The organism is Janthinobacterium sp. MP5059B (assembly GCF_001758645.1).
Classification (GTDB): Bacteria; Pseudomonadota; Gammaproteobacteria; order Burkholderiales; family Burkholderiaceae_D; genus Janthinobacterium; species Janthinobacterium lividum.
On record NZ_LRHX01000006.1, the window covers coordinates 889,551 to 909,227 of the forward strand.

At 63.8% G+C, this 19,677-nt stretch carries 16 protein-coding genes; 8 read left to right on the forward strand and 8 right to left on the reverse strand.

Features of this window, described 5'->3' with window-relative positions:
• Nucleotides 1-166: 166 nt before the first annotated feature.
• A complete protein-coding gene (locus JAB1_RS08565; RefSeq protein WP_070279490.1) occupies nucleotides 167-2,260 on the reverse strand; it encodes an Ig-like domain-containing protein in 2,094 nt (697 codons plus the stop codon).
• 177 nt (nucleotides 2,261-2,437) lie between these two features.
• Here JAB1_RS08565 and JAB1_RS08570 point away from each other — a divergent pair, with 177 nt between their 5' ends.
• The 5 genes from JAB1_RS08570 (at nucleotide 2,438) to JAB1_RS08590 (ending at nucleotide 6,938) form a co-directional block, all read left to right on the forward strand.
• On the forward strand, nucleotides 2,438-3,688 hold the full coding sequence (locus tag JAB1_RS08570) for an Hsp70 family protein (protein ID WP_070279491.1): 1,251 nt from the start codon (nucleotides 2,438-2,440) through the stop codon (nucleotides 3,686-3,688).
• A 39-nt stretch (nucleotides 3,689-3,727) separates the two neighbouring features.
• Nucleotides 3,728-4,357, forward strand: a complete 630-nt coding sequence (locus JAB1_RS08575) for a 3'-5' exonuclease (RefSeq protein ID WP_175445035.1) — start codon at nucleotides 3,728-3,730, stop codon at nucleotides 4,355-4,357.
• A gap of 174 nt (nucleotides 4,358-4,531) precedes the next feature.
• Nucleotides 4,532-5,920: an SEL1-like repeat protein gene (locus tag JAB1_RS30520; protein WP_070279859.1), complete on the forward strand. Its 1,389-nt coding sequence runs from the start codon at nucleotides 4,532-4,534 to the stop codon at nucleotides 5,918-5,920.
• Between the two features lie 101 nt (nucleotides 5,921-6,021).
• Nucleotides 6,022-6,498 (forward strand): DUF4262 domain-containing protein, encoded by a 477-nt coding sequence (locus JAB1_RS08585; RefSeq protein WP_034781444.1) that lies wholly within the window; start codon nucleotides 6,022-6,024, stop codon nucleotides 6,496-6,498.
• Nucleotides 6,495-6,938 (forward strand): DUF6386 family protein, encoded by a 444-nt coding sequence (locus JAB1_RS08590; protein WP_070279492.1) that lies wholly within the window; start codon nucleotides 6,495-6,497, stop codon nucleotides 6,936-6,938. The genes JAB1_RS08585 and JAB1_RS08590 overlap by 4 nt, the downstream gene beginning before the upstream one ends.
• 45 nt (nucleotides 6,939-6,983) lie before the next feature.
• On the opposite strand, the gene JAB1_RS08595 is transcribed toward JAB1_RS08590, so the two are convergent.
• Nucleotides 6,984-8,771 (reverse strand): GGDEF domain-containing protein, encoded by a 1,788-nt coding sequence (locus tag JAB1_RS08595; protein ID WP_070279860.1) that lies wholly within the window; start codon nucleotides 8,769-8,771, stop codon nucleotides 6,984-6,986.
• 407 nt (nucleotides 8,772-9,178) lie between these two features.
• Between JAB1_RS08595 and JAB1_RS08600 the strand changes: the two genes are divergently transcribed.
• A complete protein-coding gene (locus JAB1_RS08600) occupies nucleotides 9,179-11,377 on the forward strand; it encodes a prolyl oligopeptidase family serine peptidase (protein ID WP_139144490.1) in 2,199 nt (732 codons plus the stop codon).
• Between the two features lie 88 nt (nucleotides 11,378-11,465).
• Here JAB1_RS08600 and JAB1_RS08605 read toward each other — a convergent pair whose 3' ends face one another.
• From JAB1_RS08605 to JAB1_RS08630, 6 genes are all read right to left on the reverse strand, one after another.
• Nucleotides 11,466-12,353: an STM4011 family radical SAM protein gene (locus JAB1_RS08605; protein WP_083299624.1), complete on the reverse strand. Its 888-nt coding sequence runs from the start codon at nucleotides 12,351-12,353 to the stop codon at nucleotides 11,466-11,468.
• On the reverse strand, nucleotides 12,347-13,726 hold the full coding sequence (locus JAB1_RS08610) for an STM4012 family radical SAM protein (RefSeq protein WP_217494272.1): 1,380 nt from the start codon (nucleotides 13,724-13,726) through the stop codon (nucleotides 12,347-12,349). Before JAB1_RS08610 ends, JAB1_RS08605 begins: the two co-directional genes overlap by 7 nt.
• A complete protein-coding gene (locus JAB1_RS08615; protein WP_070279493.1) occupies nucleotides 13,723-14,577 on the reverse strand; it encodes an STM4013/SEN3800 family hydrolase in 855 nt (284 codons plus the stop codon). The genes JAB1_RS08610 and JAB1_RS08615 overlap by 4 nt, the downstream gene beginning before the upstream one ends.
• Nucleotides 14,570-15,646 (reverse strand): STM4014 family protein, encoded by a 1,077-nt coding sequence (locus JAB1_RS08620; protein WP_070279494.1) that lies wholly within the window; start codon nucleotides 15,644-15,646, stop codon nucleotides 14,570-14,572. The genes JAB1_RS08615 and JAB1_RS08620 overlap by 8 nt, the downstream gene beginning before the upstream one ends.
• Nucleotides 15,647-15,652: 6 nt before the next feature.
• A complete protein-coding gene (locus tag JAB1_RS08625; protein ID WP_070279495.1) occupies nucleotides 15,653-16,579 on the reverse strand; it encodes an STM4015 family protein in 927 nt (308 codons plus the stop codon).
• A 91-nt stretch (nucleotides 16,580-16,670) separates the two neighbouring features.
• Nucleotides 16,671-17,246, reverse strand: a complete 576-nt coding sequence (locus JAB1_RS08630; RefSeq protein WP_034781438.1) for an XRE family transcriptional regulator — start codon at nucleotides 17,244-17,246, stop codon at nucleotides 16,671-16,673.
• A 221-nt stretch (nucleotides 17,247-17,467) separates the two neighbouring features.
• Between JAB1_RS08630 and kbl the strand changes: the two genes are divergently transcribed.
• Nucleotides 17,468-18,685 (forward strand): glycine C-acetyltransferase, encoded by a 1,218-nt coding sequence (kbl, locus tag JAB1_RS08635; RefSeq protein ID WP_070279496.1) that lies wholly within the window; start codon nucleotides 17,468-17,470, stop codon nucleotides 18,683-18,685.
• 20 nt (nucleotides 18,686-18,705) lie between these two features.
• The gene (locus tag JAB1_RS08640; protein ID WP_070279497.1) at nucleotides 18,706-19,671 is read left to right on the forward strand and encodes an NAD-dependent epimerase/dehydratase family protein; all 966 of its coding nucleotides are present in this window, start codon (nucleotides 18,706-18,708) and stop codon (nucleotides 19,669-19,671) included.
• Nucleotides 19,672-19,677: the final 6 nt, after the last annotated feature.

Consider the following 19,677-nt stretch of genomic DNA (forward strand, 5'->3'; position numbering starts at 1 on the left):
AACCTGTCTCAAAGTATTCCTGCAGGCCCGGCCGCTTGTGGCGGCCTGGGCGGGCAGAATGAGCATAGCGCAAAAGATTGCCTTATGGCAAGACTGCATGCTTATTCACGCTTATTGTTCATGTTGCAAAAAAATATGACTGAATGGCAAGTGCTCGGACAGCCCCTCAATCGCTGCTGTCGCACGGCCCGCTGCCATAGGGGCTGAGGCGTCCCGGCGGGTCCACGCGGCGGGCGCTGAAATCGCTGGCCAGGGTAGGCAATGGCCATTCCGCCGTGGCGCTCGCCTCCGTGCCGCTGACGCTGCCCCGCACAGTCAGGGCGACGTCCACCCAGGAACCGTAGTTGCGCGGATAGCTGACGGTGACGGTGGCCATGCCCAGCACGTCGCTCAGGCCGCTGGCGCTGACGGTCAGGGGGATGCCCGGGTCGAGCACGCCATTGCCGTTGCGGTCGTAGGCGGCGTCAAAAATGCCGTTGCGCAAGACGTCCTCGTTGGTGCAGCTGTAGTGGGGCAGGGCCAGGCGCCAGACGCCCGTGTCGGGGAATTCGGGCTTGTCCGCCTGCCACACGTAAGATCCCTTGGCATAGCGGCTGGGCCAGGCGGCGGCCGTGATGACAACGCCGGGCACGGCATTGCCGGCGCTGTCGGACACGAATACGGCAAAGTCCTTCTGCAGCACGCTGGCCGAATGCTCGCGCAGCAGGCTGCCTGTTCCCAGCTTGATCGACAGCGCTTGCCGCGCCACCGTCAGGCGCACGAGGGCCGTGGCCGCCGCTTGCGGCGCACCCTCGATGCGGGCCTGGATCAGCACGCCGTCGCGGCCGCTGTCGGCCGGCCCCGCCACATACACGGCGCGCGCCAGGCCATCGCTGCCCGTCAGCACCCGGCCCGCCTGCCGCAGATAGCCGCCGCTGGGGTCGCTCAAGATACTGAACAGCACGGGCGCGTTCTTGACCAGGTTGTTGACGGCGCCATCGCGCACGACGGCGCCGATGGTGCTGGTGCTGACGTTGTCGGCGGGCACGCCATTGCCGGGATTGGCCCGCAGCACTGCCGGGTCCGCTTGCACGGCCAGCTTGCTGGCAGGACTCAATGGCGCGATGAATTCCAGCCGCGTCTGCGCCGTGGGTCCGCCTGCCACGGCGGCCGTGACGGTCGCCACGCCCGCGTTGGCCGACTGGATATAGCTGCGCGGCAAGTTGCCATCGCTGAAAATCAGGCTGGCAGGCAAGGCCTGGCTGCAGGCACTGTCCGCAAACAGGCTGCCGCGCGAGGTCGACAGGCTGGCGCTGCCCGCTTGCGCCACGCCCGCCCTGTCATAGTGCGCGTCGATGGGCTGGCACGCCAGGGTGGCGATCTCCGGCAGCACGTCCGCGCCGCTGGCGTCCTGGCCCACGGCCGGACTCAGGCGCAGGTCGCTGCCGGCTACGGCATACGCCTGCGTGGTGGCGGCGCCCAGTGCACTGACGGACACGGCATCCTTGCCCAGGCTGCCTGCCGTCAGGCGCAGCACCAGCTGGCCTTGCGCATTGCTGAGCGCCGTGCCGCCATCCTTGACGCGCACGCCGTTGCCGCCACCCGTGCTGTAGGCGATGGCGGCGCCGGCCACGGGCTTGCGCGCCGAGTCGCGCACGGTGACGGTGAGGTCGGCGCCCTGGCCCAGCAGCAAGGCAGCCGGCCCCAGCACTTCCACGCTGCTGCCCGTGACGGCCACCGTGCCCTTGCCGCTGCGCGTGCCGACATGCGCCGTCACGGTGATGCTGCGGTTGCTGTTGGCGCCGCCGGTCCCCAGCAAAGCGCGCGCCTGGCCGTTCTTGTCCGTTACGGCGTCGACGCTGCCGAGGATGCCGGAATCGGCGGCAAAAGAAATCTTTGCGTTTGGCAAGGCCAGGTTGGCGCCATCCTTGACGAGGGCCGTGACGCCCACTTCACTGCCGGCCAGTCCCGCCGAGGCCAGTTCCGTGCTGGAAAAGACCAGGTTGACGGCGCTGGCCAGGCTGGCCGGCTCGGGCGGCGTGACCGGCGGAATCACGGGTGGCGTCACGGGCGGGGTGACTGGCGGTTTCACGGGCGGCACGGTGGGCGGCGGGCTGCCGCCGCAGCCTGCCATGCTGTGCAGTGAGCAGCCGGCGCCGGCCTGGGTATCGGCCGAACCGCCGCCGCAGCCGGCCAGGGAAACGAGGAAGGCCGCCAGCAAGGTAGCAGGCAGCAAGGCAGCGGGCAGGTGGCGCGGGTGGCGCAGGCGGGCGAGGGGCACGATGGGTCTCCGGGAGCTGGCCGAGTTGCTCGGCATCACTTCCAAGAGTAGCTTTTGCGCGCGGCCGCTACTTGATGCAAAGCAAGTTTATGCTGTTGACCCCGTCGAACGGGTTTTGCTGGTGCAATGGCCGGTCTTCTGATAACATAACGCCCCTTTATTCAGGGAAGGGTCGACATGGCCAATGCTTGCGGCGTCGATTTCGGCACGTCAAATTCCACGGTAGGCTGGGCACGTCCCGGGCAGAGCACCATGCTCGGCCTGGAAGATGGCAAGACGACCTTACCGTCCGTCGTCTTCTTTAATGCGGAAGACGAGGAAGTCAGTTTTGGCCGCGCGGCGCTGGCCGGCTATCTGGCCGGTTACGAGGGGCGCTTGATGCGCTCGCTGAAAAGCTTGCTGGGTACGAGCCTCATCGATGGCCAGACGGAAGTGGGTGGCCGCGCCTTGCCATTTCGCATGTTACTGGCGCAATTCATTGGCGAAGTGAAACGCCGCGCCGAGCAGTCCGCCGGCCGCGAATTCTCGTCCGCCGTGTTCGGCCGTCCCGTCTTCTTTATCGACGACAATGCACAAGCCGACCAGCTGGCGCAGGATACCTTGGCCGAAGTGGCCCGCTCCGTCGGTTTCAAGGACGTCGCCTTCCAGTTCGAGCCGATTGCCGCCGCGTTCGACTACGAGTCGCAAATCGGCAAGGAAGAACTGGTGCTGATCGCCGACATCGGCGGCGGTACCTCCGACTTTTCGCTGGTGCGGCTGTCGCCGGAACGGGCGAAAAAGACCGAGCGGCGCGACGACATCCTCGCCACCGGCGGCGTGCACATCGGTGGAACGGATTTCGATAAATACCTGAGTCTGTCTTCCGTCATGCCTCTGCTCGGCTACGGCAGCCGCCTGCATAATAATAGCGAAGTACCTTCCAGCTATTATTTCAACCTGGCGACCTGGCACACGATCAACCTGGCGTACACGAAGAAGATCTGGGTGCAGCTGGCCGACGTGTGCCGCGATGCGCGCGAGCAAGACAAGATGGGGCGTCTGCAAAAGCTGATCGACGAGCGCGCCGGCCACTGGCTGGCCATGAAAGTCGAAGAGGGCAAGATTGCCCTGTCCGACGCGGCCGAAGTGCAGCTGGAGCTGGACCGCCTGTCGCCCGCGCAAAGCCTGTTGCTCAAACGCACGCAGTTCGACGACGCCATCGGCCACCTGTGCGGTTCCGTGGAAGAAACCGTGCTGCGCCTGCTGCGCGACGCGGGCGTGGCGCCGGAAGCCGTCGATACCGTGTTCTTCACGGGCGGCTCCAGCGGCGTGCGCTTGCTGCGCGAAAAGATCGCCGCCCTGGTGCCGGCCGCGCGCAAGGTCGAGGGCGATCTGTTCGGCAGCATTGGCGCGGGATTGGCGCTGGACGCCGTGCGTAAATTTGGTTGATAATCATCACCCATTGCAGCACCCACGAAAGAGCGCCCCATGAATGTGTTTGACAAACCGATCGTCATGATCGACTTCGAGACGACCGGTTTATCGCCCGACATGGGCGACCGCATCACGGAAGTGGCGGCGCTGCGCATCGAGGGCGGGCGGATCACGGACCGCTATGTGACCCTGATCAACTGCAATGCGCGTATTCCCTCGTTCATTACGGGCTTGACGGGCATCACGCAGGCGATGGTGGACAAGGCGCCGCCCGTGGCCGAAGTGGTGCCGCAGCTGCTGGATTTTATTGGCAGCGATGCCCTGTCGGCGCACAATGCCAGCTTCGATGAGAAATTCCTGCGCGCGGAAAGCGCCAGGCTGAACCTGGCACCGGCGCACCAGTCGCTCGTGTGTTCCTTGAAACTGTCGCGCCGCGTGTTTCCCGGCATGGCCAGTTACAAGCTGGGCTTGCTGTCCAGCCAGCTGGGCATCGCCTTCAAGAGCGCCGCCCACAGGGCCGAGTCCGATGCGGAAGTGGCGGCGCAAGTGCTGATCCATATCGGCCGCCATTTGCGCAGCAGCTATGGCATCGCCGATGTCGACGCGGATTTGCTGGTGTCGCTGAACAAGCTGGCCGCCGCCAAGGTACCGCAATTCTTGCAAAAGCACCCGTCGCGCCGCTGAGCGCCATTCCCCTCTAAGCAGGCTCATCAAACGATATAATTTTGTTATTTCGTTTGAGCCTGCTCAAGTCCTTCCCCCGCATCGAATTTAAAATTTAAGCAACACACGATTTCGCCGCCCTGGGCCGCCGTTTTGCGCGTGCTGCCGGCAAGCGCAATGTGGATGGGGGCGCACATGGACAAGCACCATACTGCCAGAGATAGCCATCAGGCGTATATCTGGTTCCGCACGGCGGCCGAGCAGGGCAATGCCTACGCCCAGTTCAACCTGGGATTGATGTACAAGAAGGGCGAAGGCGTGGCGCAGGACGATGCGCGCGCCTTTGTCTGGCTACGCCTGGCCGCGTTGCAAGGGCTGGCCTTCGCGCAGAACCACCTGGGCGCCCTGTATTACCACGGCCGCGGCGTGGCGCAGAGCGACGAGGACGCCGTGCTGTGGTTTCGCCGCGCGGCCGCCCAGGGCGATGCCTCGGCCCAGCAAAACCTGGGGCAGATGTACCGCAAGGGACGGGGCGTGCTGCAGAGCGACGAGCTGGCCCTGGCGTGGTTTTACCGCGCCTCCGAACAGGGCGTGGCCAGCGCGCAATCGCTGCTGGGCGAAGCCTATGCGCAAGGGCTGGGGGCGAAAAAGAATGATGCGCTGGCCCTGGCCTGGTTCCGCAAGGCAGCCTTGCAGGGCGATGCGCAGGCGCAGCTGAACCTGGGGCTCGTCTACAAGCGGGGCCAGGGTGTGGTGCAGAGCGATGCGCAGGCGCTGGCCTGGTTCCGCCAGGCCGCTGCCCAGGGCCTGGCCGTGGCGCAGCGGCAACTCGGCGTGGCGTATGCGGAAGGCCTGGGCGTGGCGCCCGACCAGCTGCGCGCGTATGCCTGGCTGCAGCGGGCGGCCGAGCAGGACGACGCCGACGCCCAGTTCAACCTGGGCCTGATGCTGGCGCGCGGCCAGGGCGTGGACAAGGACGAGGCGCGTGCCGTCGTCTGGTACCGGCGTGCCGCCATGCAAGGCCATTGCATGGCGCAATACAATCTGGGCGGCATGTTTGCGGGTGGACGCGGCGTGGGCCGCGACTTGCGCCAGGCACTGGACTGGTACGCCAGGGCGGCGGACCAGGGCGCGTCGAATGCGCAGTTCAACCTGGGCGTGATGTATGCCAACGGCCAGGGCGTGGAGCGCGACGAGGCGTGCGCCGTGCGCTGGTATCGCACGGCCGCCGAGCAGGGCGATGCGAGCGCGCAGAACAACCTGGGCGTCATGTATGCGAACGGCCATGGCGTACCGCAAGACGATGGCCTGGCCGTGCAATGGTATGCGCGTGCGGCCGGCCAGGGCCATGCTCTGGCGCAATACAACCTGGGCGGCATGTATAACAGCGGGCGCGGCGTGGAAAAGGATCCCGTCTGTGGCTACATGTGGCTGGCACTGGCGGCCGAGGGCGGCGACAGCGGGGCTGCCAGGGCCAGGGAGGCGGCTGGCGCCAGGCTGGAGCCGGCCCAGCTGCAAGAGGCGCAGCAGCGCATGCGGCAATGGCACCAGGTGCGCTTCCCTGCGCGGCCTCCGCGCGACTGAAGCACAGGCACCGTGCGCGCGCGGACGCGTGCTGCATGCGATAATTGCCGGTAAGCATGTCGCGAAGGCGGCAAGGTTTTTGGCACAGTGAAAGGTGAACCATGGTAAGGCAGGCAGGCGAGGATGCATCCGAGCAAAAAGTCATCGACGACATCGCCACGCACGGCTGGCATGGCGTGCATATCGGTGCGGATGAAGAAGGTCCCGGCTATGCGTTCACGATAGGTGCTTGCCACAGTTTCGGCCAGCCTGAGTTCCTCATCATGGGCTTGCCGCGCGCCATGGCCCACCAGATACTCGATGTGGCGCTGGACGCCGCGCGCAGCGGCGCCATCACGGATTTCACGGCCACCACGGATGTCTTGCTGGAAGGCCATCAGTGCGCCTTCGTGCGCGTGCCCGTCGAGCAATACCGCAACTATGTCGGCTATGCGCGCTGGTATTACCAGGGCGATGATTTTACGCTGTACCAGATCGTCTGGCCGTCGCGCGATGGCCATTTTCCGTGGCAGGCGCAAGCCAGTGCGCAGTATGTGGAGAGCCAGCCCTTGCTGGGGCCGGCGCCGCTGGCCGCATGACGGCAGGCCCCGCCGTCAGCATTGTGACCGGCACGGCGACCGTGTGCGTGTTCGACCCGACGCTCTTGCGCCACAAGCTGGAAGAGGACTGCGACTGGTGGAGCCTTCCCAGTGCGGAACTGGCGGCCGTGAATGCGGGGCAGGTGGCATTTTTCAACGTGGGCGGCGACGGCGCGTATGAACTTGCCTTGCACGCCGAACTTGCCGAACCGCATGTGGAAGTGCATCTGGCTGTCGTCTCGGGCCGCGTCTTCATCGGTGCCGGGGAGGATGTCACGGGTGGTGGCCTTGAACCGGACACGGCATACGGCGGCCTCTTCGTGGACGTGCCCGTGGGCAGTTACCGCGTGCAGGCGCGCCGCGACGGCGGGCATATCAGCCTGGCATTCGTGCCCGATGCCTGCGGCAGCAATGCGTTTGGCGACCTCGTGCGTATTTGATCGTGCGTCTCCGATCCCCGTTCAGCTTCTGATTCTTGTCCCTGGCTACGCATCCATGCGCGCCGCGCCCCCACCTTGCCGCCGGTCCAGGAACAGGCTGTTGCCGTGGATTTTCTTTGCCTGCTTCTTTGCTTCGGCCGCTTGCGTGGCGATCTGATGGTGCGTGTAGTACTGGTGCGCCTCCACCTTGATGACGCCCAGCGATAGGCTGATCAATGAGTAAAACACTTTCTTGCCTTGCCGGTCTTCGCTGATGTAGCCGCCCCGTTCGCAGTCGCTGGTGCTGTAGTAGGCGAGGATGGCGGCCGCGAAGTCGTCCAGCATGGCCTGGCAGCGCGCTTCCCAGTCTTCGCTCTGGAACAAAATCATGAAATCGTCGCCGCCGATGTGGCCGATGAAGTCGCGGTTCGGGTCGCAATGGCCGCTGAGGATTTCTCCCGTCAGCTGGATCACGTCGTCGCCCTTGCGGTAGCCGTACACATCGTTGAAGGGCTTGAAGTGGTCGAGGTCGCAATAGCAGACCCAGAAGCGGCTGCCGCTGTGCAATAAGCGGTCGATATGCTCGTTGATGGGCACGTTGCCGGGCAGTTGCGTCAGCGGGTTGGCATAGCGGGCCGCGTTGATCTGCATCTGCGTGATTTCGCGCATCAGGTCGTGTCCCGTGCCCATGCCCAGGTAGCGGCCGTGTTCGGTAATGATGAAGCCGTTGAACAGGTGGTGGGCATCCGACTGCACCATGGTGTAGCTGAGTTCCTGCAAGCTCGTCTCGTGGTCGGCGATCAGGGGCGTGGCATCCATGAACAGGCTGCATGATTTCTTGCCATACAGTTCACGCTGGTAGGGGCGGGCGAAGTGGTCGATCATTTCGAAGCGGCTGATCAAGCCCAGCGGCACGCCGTCGTCGACGACGGGGATGATCATCAGCTTCGGGTCTTTCAGGAAGATGTCGTATACCTCGTTATTGTTTTTCTCAGGCGAAACGGCTATCACCCGGTGCAGCAGCTTGCGGATGCTGGCGCCATTCTTTTCCAGGCTGCTGCGCTGCGGATACACGGCCACGCCATTGCGCCCCAGCGCCTGCACCACTTCCGCCGGCAGGGCCCGTGCCGGCACCGCATTGGGCCGACCCAGATGATAGCCTTGTCCGAACGCCACGCCCAGGTCGCGCAAGACCAGCAATTCCGTCTGCGCTTCGATGCCTTCGGCGATCACCAGCGTGCCCGATTTCTCCGCGATTTCCTGGATCGAGCGCACGAATTGCAGTTTCACGGGGTCATTATTGATGCCCTGGATGAAATGCATGTCGATTTTCACGTATTCCGGGCGCAGTTCGGACCACAGGCGCAGGCTGGAAAAGCCTTCGCCCAGGTCGTCGATGGCGATCTGGAAACCCATATTGCGGTAATGTAGTACCGCTTCGCGCATCAGTTCGTAATCGTAGGTGGGCTGGTTTTCCGTCAGTTCGATGATGACACGGTCCGGATTGATGCCGATGTGTTCGATGTATTCCAGTGTTTCGCCATGGCGGGCATTGCGCAGCAGCAGGCATTCGGGGCTGACATTGAGAAACAGCTTGCCCGGCAGCTGCAGTTCGGCAAAGCGCTCGAGCACCACTTGCCGGCACAGGTGCTCCACTTCCAGGGTCAGGTCATGCGCGCGTGCCACCTTGAACAGATTCATCGGCGCGTGCAGGGGGCTGTCGGACGGTCCCCGTATCAAGCCTTCGTAGCCGATGATGTCGCCGCTGTGCATGTGGATGATGGGCTGGAACAGCGCGTTGAGCTTGCGGCCCGCAAGGATATCGTGCAAGGCATCCGTCCCTTCGATGCTCATGGTGGCCGATGGCGGCTTCAGGTAAGCCACATTCGATGGCGTCGGGCCGGGCGGCGCGGCGGTGGCGGCAGGGAGGGCGAGAGTGTGCATAGGCGGATGTGGCGGCAGGGCCTCTGGACGGGCCATGAACATGTTGCCGATAGTAAAGAAGATTTATGACAACTTGATGAAACGACTTTGTTTTTGATAATGTTTCTTGCATGAACGTCAGTTTGCCGATTCCGGCGAAAGCGAGATTTATCATGGTCATCCATGTAATTTACCCAAACAAAAGACGGCAAATCCATCCGATAACTGTGCTTTAAAAGTGGCAATCCGCGCTATGATTTCTCTTGGCGAAAGTCAACATAGGCAGCCGTGCTTGAGCGGTATGCTTTCCCCGACATCCAACAATGAGACGACAACCCATGCAATTACGTAGTGCAACCCTCATATTCAGCTTGATGGCCGCCTTCGGTGGTAATGCCCTGGCGCAAAGCGCCGCGACGCCATCGTGCCCGGCCGGCGACGGCGCTGCCGTGACGTATCCTGTCAGCAAAAAAGTCGACCAGCAAGACAGCTATTTCGGCACCACCATCGCCGATCCGTACCGCTGGCTGGAAGACGCCAACAGCGCGGAAACGGGCGAGTGGGTGACGGCGCAAAACAAGCTGACGCAGTCGTACCTGGGTACCATCCCGGAGCGCGCCGCGATCAAGCAGCGCCTGACCAAGCTGTGGAACTATGAGCGTTTCTCTACGCCAACGAAGCAGGGCGGCCGTTACTTCTACAGCCGCAATGACGGCTTGCAGAACCAGGCCGTGCTGTACACGGTGAAAAAACTGACGGACGAGCCCCGTCTGCTGCTCGATCCGAACACCCTGTCCACGGATGGCACGGTGGCGCTGGCCGGCACCTCGATCAGCCCGAACGGCAAGTATTTGGCGTATGCCACGTCCGCTTCCGGTTCCGACTGGAACGAGTGGAAAGTGCGCGACATCGAATCGGGCAAGGATTTGACGGACCACATCAAGTGGGCCAAGTTCTCCGGCGCTTCGTGGACCAAGGACAACACCGGTTTCTTCTACAGCCGCTATGACGCGCCGAACGAAGCCACCAAGCTGGCCGATATCAATTACTTCCAGAAATTGTATTTCCACAAGATCGGCACGCCGCAGAGCGACGACGTGCTGGTCTTCGACCGTCCTGACCAGAAGGAATGGGCATTTGGCGGCAGCACCGTCAGCGATGACGGCAATTACCTGATCATCACGGCCACGCAAGGCACGGAACGCAAGAACCGCATCTTCTACAAGGACTTGCGCCAGAAGAACGCCAAGGTGGTCGGCTTGCTGGAAGCGTTCGACGCTTCCTACTCCTTCATCGACAATGACGGCCCCGTATTCTTCTTCAAGACGGACAACAAGGCGCCAAAATCGCGCGTGATCGCCATCGATACGCGTAAACCGCTGCCCTCCGACTGGAAGGAAATCGTGCCGCAAAGCGCGGAAACCCTCGTTGCCGTCAACCTGATCAATAACCAGCTGGTGCTTGATTACTTGAAAGATGCGCAAACGCAGATCAAGATCGTCGACCTGAATGGCAAGCTGGTGCGCGAAGTGGCCTTGCCGGGCATCGGTTCGGCGGGCGGCTTTGCGGGCAAGCGTGGCGATACGGAAACGTTCTACTCGTTTACCAGCTTCACGACGCCAGCGACCATCTACCGCTACGACATGAAATCGGGCAAGAGCAGCGTGTACCGCCAGCCGAAGGTCGATTTCGACCCGAACGCCTTTGAAACGCGCCAGCAATTCTTCACCAGCCGCGACGGCACCAAGGTGCCGATGTTCATCGTCTCGAAAAAAGGCATGAAGCTGGACGGCACGAACCCGACCTATCTGTACGGCTATGGCGGCTTCAATATTTCACTGACACCGAGCTTCTCCGTGGCGAATCTTGCCTGGGTGGAAATGGGCGGCGTCTACGTGATGGCCAACCTGCGCGGCGGCGGCGAATACGGCGAAGCCTGGCACCAGGCTGGCACCAAGCTGAACAAGCAAAACGTGTTCGACGATTTTATCGGCGCGGCGCAATGGCTGGTGGACAACAAGGTCACCTCGCCATCCAAGCTGGCGATCGGCGGCGGCAGCAATGGCGGCCTGCTGGTGGGCGCAGCCATGACGCAGCGTCCGGACCTGTTCGCCGCGGCGATTCCGCAAGTGGGCGTGCTCGACATGCTGCGCTTCCACAAGTTCACCGTGGGCTGGGGCTGGGTGCCTGACTACGGTTCGTCGGACGATGCGGAGCAGTTCAAGGCGCTGGTGAAATACTCGCCGCTGCACAACCTGAAGGCGGGCGGCTGCTATCCGGCCACCATGATCACGACGGCCGACCATGACGACCGGGTCGTGCCTGCCCACAGCTTCAAGTTCGCCGCCGCCGCCCAGGCGGCGCAAGGCGGCGCGGCGCCCGTGCTGATCCGCATCGACAGCAAGGCGGGCCATGGCGCCGGCAAGCCGACGACCAAGCAGATCGAAGAAGTGGCGGATCGCTGGGGCTTCCTCAGCCGTTCGCTGAAGATGACGCCAGTCGCGGCGCCGGAACCGGCGAAAGTGGCGGCGCAGTAATCAGGTAGCGGTAGGTCGGATTAGCCCGCAGGGCGTAATCCGACACCACCAGCGCCAACAATGTGTCGGATTACGCGGCCTGCCGCCGCTAATCCGACCTACTCCGACCTGCCTCCGTAATCCTCGCCAGTACCCCCTCCCCAAACACGGCCTGGAACGGCAAATCCTTGCGCTGCGCATAGCCGATATAGCAATCGCACTTGAAGCGCGGGCAGGATTTTTCTTGCAGCATGTCAGCCAGGTCATCCTCATATAAATTCCCCAGCCGCTCGGGCACGAAGTGGCAGCGCGCCAGTTCGCCGTCGCCATCGACGGACAGCGACGTTTCGCCCGCCAGGCACGGTTTGCCGCGCGAGGAAGAGGGACGGCGGTTGTGCGCGAACCACGGGTCGACGGCATCAAACCAGGCCAGGTCTTCCTCGCTGTAGTAGTGGGGACCACGCCGGTCATACGCGTTCAGCCACAGGTACACGTGCGCGGGCAGGGCCGCGCGCAGGGCGCGGATGGCGTCCAGGTGCTCGTTCATCGCCACGACGCCGACGGAATAGCGCACGCCCATGGCGTCCAGGCGCGCGCAGCGTTCGAGAAAACGGGCCAGTGTCGTCTGGTCCGGGTGGTAGGTGCACCACAGGCCGATTTTTTCCAGCCCGTCCATCCCTTGCAGCCAGTTCAGGGGGCCGGACAGATTCGTCTGCAGCGCCACCTGGCGCACGTGCGGCAGGCTGGCCAGCGTCTGCATGGCCGCGCGGTAATGGCGCCGCACCAGGGCTTCGCCCCACGGCGTAAACAGGATGCCGATGTCCCGCTTTTGTGCCACCACCCAGCTGGTAAAACGCGCCACTTCGCGCGCATCGCGTGCCAGGGTGGCGCGGCTGTCGCGCTTCTTGGCAAACGGGCAGTAGCCGCAGGCGTAGTTGCAGCTCGCCAGAGTGCCCCGGTACAGCAGGGACAACGTGCCCGGCGGCGTTGTCAGCACGCCTGCCCCTCTTGCGCCATCAGCGCGCGCACGGTGTCTGAGGCCAGCCACGGGCCGATGGTGTCGGCGTAGCTGTAGCCCCGGTCGTTCAGGCGCAGCAGGGGGCCGCTTTCTTCCACCAGTTCCAGTGCGTGCAGTTCGGCCAGCTGCGGCAAGTCTGCTTCGCAGCGGCTGCCGAAGCGCGCCGTGTAGGCGTCGCGGTCCAGGCCTGGTTCCGTCAGCAGCGACTGGATCACGTAGCGGCGGCGCTGTTCTTCGTCATCGAGCTGGTAACCGTGTTCAGCCTGCGCGAAGCGCGCCTCGTCCAGCGCCAGGTATTGTTCGATGATGCCGATGGTCTGCGTGCGCGCCACCGCGTATTCGCTCGAATAATGGAGGCTGGCCGTGTAGGAGCGGGCGCCCGCGCCCAGTCCCACCATGCCATCGTTCTGGCAGCAGTACGAGGGGCCGTTCTGTTCCGGCGCATGCGGGGCGCGGAACATGCGCATCGATACCTGCTCATAGCCCTGGGCGCGCAAATGGTCGCGCGCGGCCGCGTACAGTGCCAGACGGCTGTCGCCGTCGCGTGCCAGCATGATGGGGTTCAGCGTGTCGGCGCCTTTGCGCCGCGCGATCTTGCCGAGGCCCGTCTGTTCGCGCACGTACAGCGGATACAGGTAGATTTCTTCCGGCTGGAAGGCCAGCGCGCTGTCGATGGACGCGAGCAGGCTGGCCACGGTTTGCCCGGCGATGCCGTAGATCAGATCCAGGTTCAGTGTGGGAAAGCCGGCCGCGCGTATCAGGCCGATGGCGTGGTGCACGGTGGCGTTTTGCTGGGGGCGCGCCAGCGCGCGCATCTCGCCGGCGGCAAAGCTCTGGATGCCCAGGCTGACCCGGTCGATGCCGTGCGCGCGGCACACGGCCAGGCGCTCGGCCGTGATGGTTTCCGGCGACGCTTCGATGCCGGCCGGCGTGGCTTGCAGGTCGATGCCGAGGATGTCGCGCGCGCCGCACAGCAAGGTGTCCAGCTGCGCCGGCGACAGATAGGTAGGGGTCCCGCCGCCGAGCGCGAAGCGGGCAAAGCGCCGTTCGCCCAGCGCTCCGTTGAGTGCGCGCATCTGCACCAGCACTTGCTGCACGTAGCGCTCGACCATGTCTGCACCGGGGCGTGCCATGGCGAACAGGTTGCAAAAGCCGCAGCGCATCTCGCAAAACGGGATGTGGATGTAGGCGAAGAGGGCGGAGCGGTCTTGCCGCGCCCACAGGGGCGCAAGCGGCGCCGCCTGTGGCAAGGCGCGATAGGCTGCCTTGTGCGGATACGAATATGAATACGCCTGATAGGGCGTGTGGCGCATGCGCTGCGCCAGGGTGCCAGGTTGTTCGGCTGGGTTCACGGTGGGGATTCCTTGGGAGGTGTATCGGTATCGGTCTCGGGGACGATAAAAAAGTGCGCGTACGGTACCTGCCACACGCTGTCGTGGGCGACCCTGTGGCCCCGGTAGCCGTCTTCGCCATACGCGCTGCCATGGTCCGAACAGACGATGGCAAACGTGGGCGCGCGCGCGGCGCACGCGGTAAACAGGGGCGCCAGCGCGCCATCCACATAGCGCAGGGCCGCCGCATGGCTTTCCAGGCAGTCGGCACGGCAGCCGGGCAGGTAGGCGCGGTTCGGCGTGTGCAGGGCGGCCACATTGATGAACAAAAAAGTGCGCTCGTCGCTGGCAGCCAGGCGGGCTATGGCCAGCGCCACCTGCTTTTGCGTCGAATGGCGGCTGGCCACGCCCATGCCGGCGCTCCAGTGGCTTTCCTGGAACAGCGACGGCAGCACCGTGCCCAGCGCCGTCTGTTTATTGAAAAAGCCCACGCCGCCGATGCAGATGGTGCGGTAGCCGCGCGCGGCCAGGGCGGCGGGAAGGCCCGCTTCCTCGAACGCAAACGTGTGCGGCGAGGTGGTTTCGCTGCCGGCAAAAGCGCTGGCGAACAGGCGCGGATGGCGGCCCGGCGCCGCGGGCGTGGGCAAAAAGCCGGCAAAAAAGGCCTGGTGCGCCGCATACGTGAACGTGGCGGGCGAGTGGCGCCGTTCCCAGCCGCCAGGTGGTAAAAAACGTCCCAGCACCGGCAGTTCGCCCGCCTGATGCAGCGCTTGCGCCACGTCAAAGCGCAGGGTGTCGAGCGTGATGAAGACGATGTCGTGGCTGCCCACGACGGCGCGCATGTCGGGGATGGCTGGTGTGTCTTTAAACATGTGTCAGTTGCGCTATATAGGTGTCCGCGCCTTGCCACAGCAGGCCTGGCAGCAGGTCGCCGAAGGCGTTCGCTTCGAGCACATGGGCCTGGCCCTGGCGCACCACGAGGTCGTAGCCCGTCACGTGGCTCTCGGGGAAGGCGCGCGCGGCCAGGGCGCTGGCCGCTTCCAGCGCCGCCAGGTCGGCTGCGTTCAAGAGGCCGGCCGCATCGCCGCGCCGGTTGTCGAGGTGCAGATTCGTCATCATCCGGTCGCCGATGCGCGCCACCCGGTGCGCGGGCTGGCCCGCCAGGGTCACGACTCTCAGGTCGTAGTGGCTGTCGCCGCAGCGCGGCTTGTTCAGCCATGCCTCCGCGTACAGCTGTTGCGCGGCCAGCGCGTCGACGAGGGCGGCGATGTCGTGTTGCGTCTCGTAGCGGGCCATGCGCTTGACGTTGAACAGGCGTGTCTGGCCGTCCGCCCGCGATAAGGTTGCAGAGGTGGTGGCTTGCTGGCGGCCAGCTCTGTTCCTGCGGTAGGCAACGACGCCCGACGCGGACGAACCGTAGCGCGGTTTCAGGTACACGCGGTCAAGCTGGTGTTCATGCAGCAGCGACTGGAGATGGTCATAGCCGTGCACGGGGCCGAGCAGGGCGGGAATGGCGATGCCGTGCGCGGCCAGATGGCGCTGGCAAGCCAGCTTGTCCGTCATGAGGGTGATGTCGGCCGGCGCATTGAAGACGCGCGCCTGCGGCAGCTCGGCCAGTTGCGCCGCCAGCGAGGCCATGGCAGAGGCAAAGCCCGCAAACCAGGCATCCATCGCCAGCAGCTCGCCATGCGCGGGCACCTCGACCGGCGGCCGGCCCAGCCGCTGGCAACCGTCATGCAGCAGCCGCAGGTGGGCGGCCGGATCGTCGCCGGGCGGCTCGATCTTGAACAGGCAGGGCTGGCGCAGGGCTTCCTCCAGCAGCGCCGGCCGCGCCAGCCAGTCGCGCCATTCCAGCACTTGCGCGGGCGACAGGCGCAGTTGCGCGCGCGCCGCCTGCATCAGGCGCACGCGCTTGCTGCCGCTGGTGGCCAGCAAAAGCATCCCTATTTATTCGCCGACGGCGACGTAGCGATAGACTTCGTCGTCGTCCTCGTCGTCTTCCTGCGGATCATCGAGCCTGACCGGGAAGGGCAGGGCCTTGAGTTTTTCCTGGTTCGCTTCCGAGATATAGTGATGCGACAGGTCCATGCGCTTCAGATTGCCCAATTGCGTGCCGTGCAGCAGTGCTTCGGCGCCGACGTCGCCCAGGGTGCCCAGCGACAGATCCAGGGTCTCGACCGTGGCCAGCAGCGGCTCGTTGGCCAGCCAGACGGCCAGCTCGTCGGCGATCTGCGCATCGCGCAAGCCCAGATAACGCAGGGTTGGCGTGGCCAGTTGCGCCAGTACTTTCTGATACAGCGCCACGTCGCCCGAGAAGCCGTAGTCCTCCGTGCCCAGCCACAGTTCCAGGTATTCCAGCTTGGGCATGCTCGACTGGGCCAGCGCCTGCGCGATCTTCTGATCGAGGCCGCCGGACTCGATGGTGAACTTGCGCAGATTCTGGTGCGCGAACGGTTCGATGATCAATTCATTGCCGCCACGGATGCGCAGTTCTTCCAGCTGCGGGAAAGCGTCCAGCAGCGGCTTGTAGCTGCCTTGCACGATCCACGAGATTTCGCATTCCTCGTACGTCATGTCGCCGATGAACAGGGCGCGCAAGTTCGGCAACTGCGGCGCGTGGCTGGCCAGCGCGGCGATCACCTCGTCGGCGCCTGCCTCGTACGGGTCGCCCCACATGCCGATGATCAGCGCTTCAAGCGCATGCTTGTCGGTTTTTTCCAGGAAGCCGGCGATCAGGTCCGGCATCTTGCGCTTGTCGTCATACTCGAGCGAGAGGCGGTAGACGATATCCTGCCCGGATTGCAGCGCAATATCAGGATCGTACTGGACGACCTTTTTTTGGTGGAAGAGGGTGGTGCTTTCGGAAATCGTCATTGCTAAGGCTCCATGAAAGACAGTGAAAATCTTGTCTAATCCAAAATCTTAGCATGGGCGAAAGAGCATATTGCACACCGCTGAAAAGCAACTATCTATGGATTACCACCAATAATGCCTTGCCTTCCGTCTTGCCCAGGTTGCGGATGGTATGCGGCTGGTCCGCCGGATAGCGTGCCGTGCCGCCATTCTTGACCTTTTTCTTCGCCGCGCCCACTTCCAGCTCCAGGTTGCCGTGGATCACCGTCAAATGCTCGGTGGTGCCCGGATCGTGCGGTTGCGACGCCAGTTCGCCGCCCGGCGCCAGCGTCACTTCATACCATTCGTATTTGCCGGCCAGTTCCATCGGCCCGAGGATGCGCAGCACGTAGCCCGCGTGGTCGCCGGGCAGGGTGGGGGTTTCGTGGGCGTCCGTGATGCGGATGGTTTCCACGGTTTTTTCCGCGCTGGACAGCAATTCGCCGATCTGCACGCCCAGGGCGTTGGCCAGGCGCCACGTGATGGCGATGGTGGGATTGGCTTTTTCGCGCTCGATTTGCGACAGCATGGACTTCGAGACGCCCGCGATGCGTGACAAATCCTCCAGTGTCAGGCCGCGCGCCAGGCGCAGCCGTTGCAGGGTGGCACCTACTTCAGGGGGAGAATTGGTCGAAACGCTGGTTTTCATCGGCAGGTGGCTTGCAAAGTTCAAAAGGCTTGGGTAATATCCACTATATTGAATTTCAGTTCGAAATAGTGGATTTTGAGGAAAAACACGGAAACGTGTAGACTTCAAACAGCGCTTCACGGTACAGCATACTGCGCGCACCGGTCAAGCGGCCGCTTTTCCCTATGGCGGCTGAGGTCACCCGGATACCACACATACAACAGGGACACACAAGGATCATCATGAGCGAGCAAGCGAAGAACACCTTTTTCAGCGGTCTGCAACAGAATCTCGATCAACTGCGCCAGCAGGGCTTATACAAGCCCGAGCGCGTGATCGCCTCGCGCCAGGGCGCCGAAGTGGTGTGCGACGATGGCCGTACCCTGATCAATATGTGTGCGAATAACTACCTGGGCCTGTCCGGCGACCTGCAGACGCAGGAAGCGTCTATTGCCGCCACGCAAAAGTACGGCTACGGCCTGTCGTCCGTGCGTTTCATCTGCGGCACGCAAACCGTGCACAAGGAACTGGAACAGGCGATTTCCGCGTTCCTGGGGACCGAGGACACGATTTTGTACGCGGCGGCTTTTGACGCCAACGGCGGCGTGTTCGAGCCACTGTTCGATGAAAACGACGCCATCATCTCGGATGCGCTGAACCACGCGTCCATCATCGACGGCATCCGCCTGTGCAAGGCTGGCCGCTACCGCTACCTGCATAACGACATGGCCGACCTGGAAGTGCAGCTGAAAGCGGCGATTGCCGCCGGCAAGCGCCATAAAGTCATCGTCACGGACGGCGTGTTCTCGATGGACGGCACGATTGCGCAGCTCGACAAGATCTGCGACCTGGCCGACCAATACGGCGCGCTGGTGATGATCGACGAATGCCACGCTTCCGGCTTCATGGGCGCGACGGGCCGCGGCACGCACGAGCACCACAATGTGATGGGCCGCATCGACATCATCACGGGCACCCTGGGCAAGGCCCTGGGCGGCGCCATGGGCGGCTTCACGTCGGCGCGCAAGGAAGTCATCGACACCCTGCGCCAGAAATCGCGTCCCTACCTGTTCTCGAACACGCTGGCGCCATCGATCGCCGGCGCCTCGCTGTCGGTACTGGAGCGCCTGGCCAAGTCGACGGAACTGCGCGACCGCCTGCATGACAACACGGCTTTCTTCCGCAGCGAGATCGAACGCATCGGCTTTACCATCAAGCCGGGCACCCATCCCGTCGTTCCCGTGATGCTGTTCGACGCTCCCGTGGCGCAGAAATTCGCCGCCCGCCTGTATGAACTGGGCGTGCTGGTGACGGGCTTCTTCTACCCGGTCGTGCCGATGGGCCAAGCCCGCGTGCGCGTGCAGCTGTCGGCTGCCCACACCCGCGAACAGCTGGTGCAAGTGCTGGCCGCCTTCGAGCAGGCTGGCAAGGAACTCGGTCTGCTGACCACTACCAATTAACAAGAAATCAGGATAAGAAGATGGAACGTATTTTAGTCATTGGCGCAAACGGCCAAATCGGTAGTGAGCTGGTGGGCGCGCTGGCGCAGCAGCACGGCGCGGACAATGTCATCGCCAGCGACATCGGCACGAACAACCTGTACCAGGCCAAGCGCTATGCGCAATTGAATGTGCTGGACAAGGACGGCCTGGCGAAGATCATCGCCGATGAAGGCATCACCCAGGTGTACCAGCTGGCGGCCATGCTGTCGGCCACGGGCGAAGCGGCGCCGCTGAAGGCGTGGAGCCTGAACATGGATGGCTTGCTGAATATCCTGGAACTGGCGCGCGAGCGCGGCGAGGCAGGCAAGCCGCTGCGCATCTTCTGGCCATCGTCGATCGCCGCCTTCGGCCCGAATACGCCGCAAGTCAATACGCCGCAAATGACGGTGATGGACCCGACCTCGATGTACGGCATCAGCAAGCTGGCCGGCGAGCGCCTGTGCGAGTACTACTTCAACAAGTACGGCGTGGACGTGCGCAGCATCCGCTATCCTGGCATCATCAGCTACAAATCGCCTCCGGGCGGCGGCACCACCGATTACGCCATCGCCATCTTCCATGCGGCCTTGCGCGGCGAGCGCTATGACTGCTTCCTCGATGCGAACACCACCTTGCCGATGATTTACATGCCCGACGCCATCCGCGCCACCATCGAACTGATGGACGCTCCTGTGTCGCAGATCAAGATCCGTTCGTCCTACAATGTGGCCGGCGTGTCGTTCAACCCCGAGCAGCTGGCCAAGGCCATCTTGCGCATGGTGCCGGACTTCAAGATCAGCTACAAGCCGGACAGCCGCCAGGCCATCGCCGACAGCTGGCCGCAAAGCCTGGACGACAGCAAGGCCAGCGCCGACTGGGGCTGGAAGGCGCAGATCGGCGTCGAGCAGATGGTCACGGACATGCTGGCCAATGTCGACGTGGGTCACGCCGCCAAGGCTGCCTGAAGCACG

What these genes read in the sequence shown, in the direction of transcription:
- JAB1_RS08620 (WP_070279494.1), bottom strand. Translation starts at nt 15,646, where the DNA reads ATGCTTTTGCTGGCCACCAGCGGCAGCAAGCGCGTGCGCCTGATGCAG.
- JAB1_RS08630 (WP_034781438.1), bottom strand. Translation starts at nt 17,246, where the DNA reads ATGAAAACCAGCGTTTCGACCAATTCTCCCCCTGAAGTAGGTGCCACC.
- JAB1_RS08595 (WP_070279860.1), bottom strand. Translation starts at nt 8,771, where the DNA reads ATGAGCATCGAAGGGACGGATGCCTTGCACGATATCCTTGCGGGCCGC.
- JAB1_RS08615 (WP_070279493.1), bottom strand. Translation starts at nt 14,577, where the DNA reads ATGTTTAAAGACACACCAGCCATCCCCGACATGCGCGCCGTCGTGGGC.
- JAB1_RS08590 (WP_070279492.1), top strand. Translation starts at nt 6,495, where the DNA reads ATGACGGCAGGCCCCGCCGTCAGCATTGTGACCGGCACGGCGACCGTG.
- JAB1_RS08585 (WP_034781444.1), top strand. Translation starts at nt 6,022, where the DNA reads ATGGTAAGGCAGGCAGGCGAGGATGCATCCGAGCAAAAAGTCATCGAC.
- JAB1_RS08625 (WP_070279495.1), bottom strand. Translation starts at nt 16,579, where the DNA reads ATGACGATTTCCGAAAGCACCACCCTCTTCCACCAAAAAAAGGTCGTC.
- JAB1_RS30520 (WP_070279859.1), top strand. Translation starts at nt 4,532, where the DNA reads ATGGACAAGCACCATACTGCCAGAGATAGCCATCAGGCGTATATCTGG.
- JAB1_RS08575 (WP_175445035.1), top strand. Translation starts at nt 3,728, where the DNA reads ATGAATGTGTTTGACAAACCGATCGTCATGATCGACTTCGAGACGACC.
- kbl (WP_070279496.1), top strand. Translation starts at nt 17,468, where the DNA reads ATGAGCGAGCAAGCGAAGAACACCTTTTTCAGCGGTCTGCAACAGAAT.
- JAB1_RS08570 (WP_070279491.1), top strand. Translation starts at nt 2,438, where the DNA reads ATGGCCAATGCTTGCGGCGTCGATTTCGGCACGTCAAATTCCACGGTA.
- JAB1_RS08600 (WP_139144490.1), top strand. Translation starts at nt 9,179, where the DNA reads ATGCAATTACGTAGTGCAACCCTCATATTCAGCTTGATGGCCGCCTTC.
- JAB1_RS08640 (WP_070279497.1), top strand. Translation starts at nt 18,706, where the DNA reads ATGGAACGTATTTTAGTCATTGGCGCAAACGGCCAAATCGGTAGTGAG.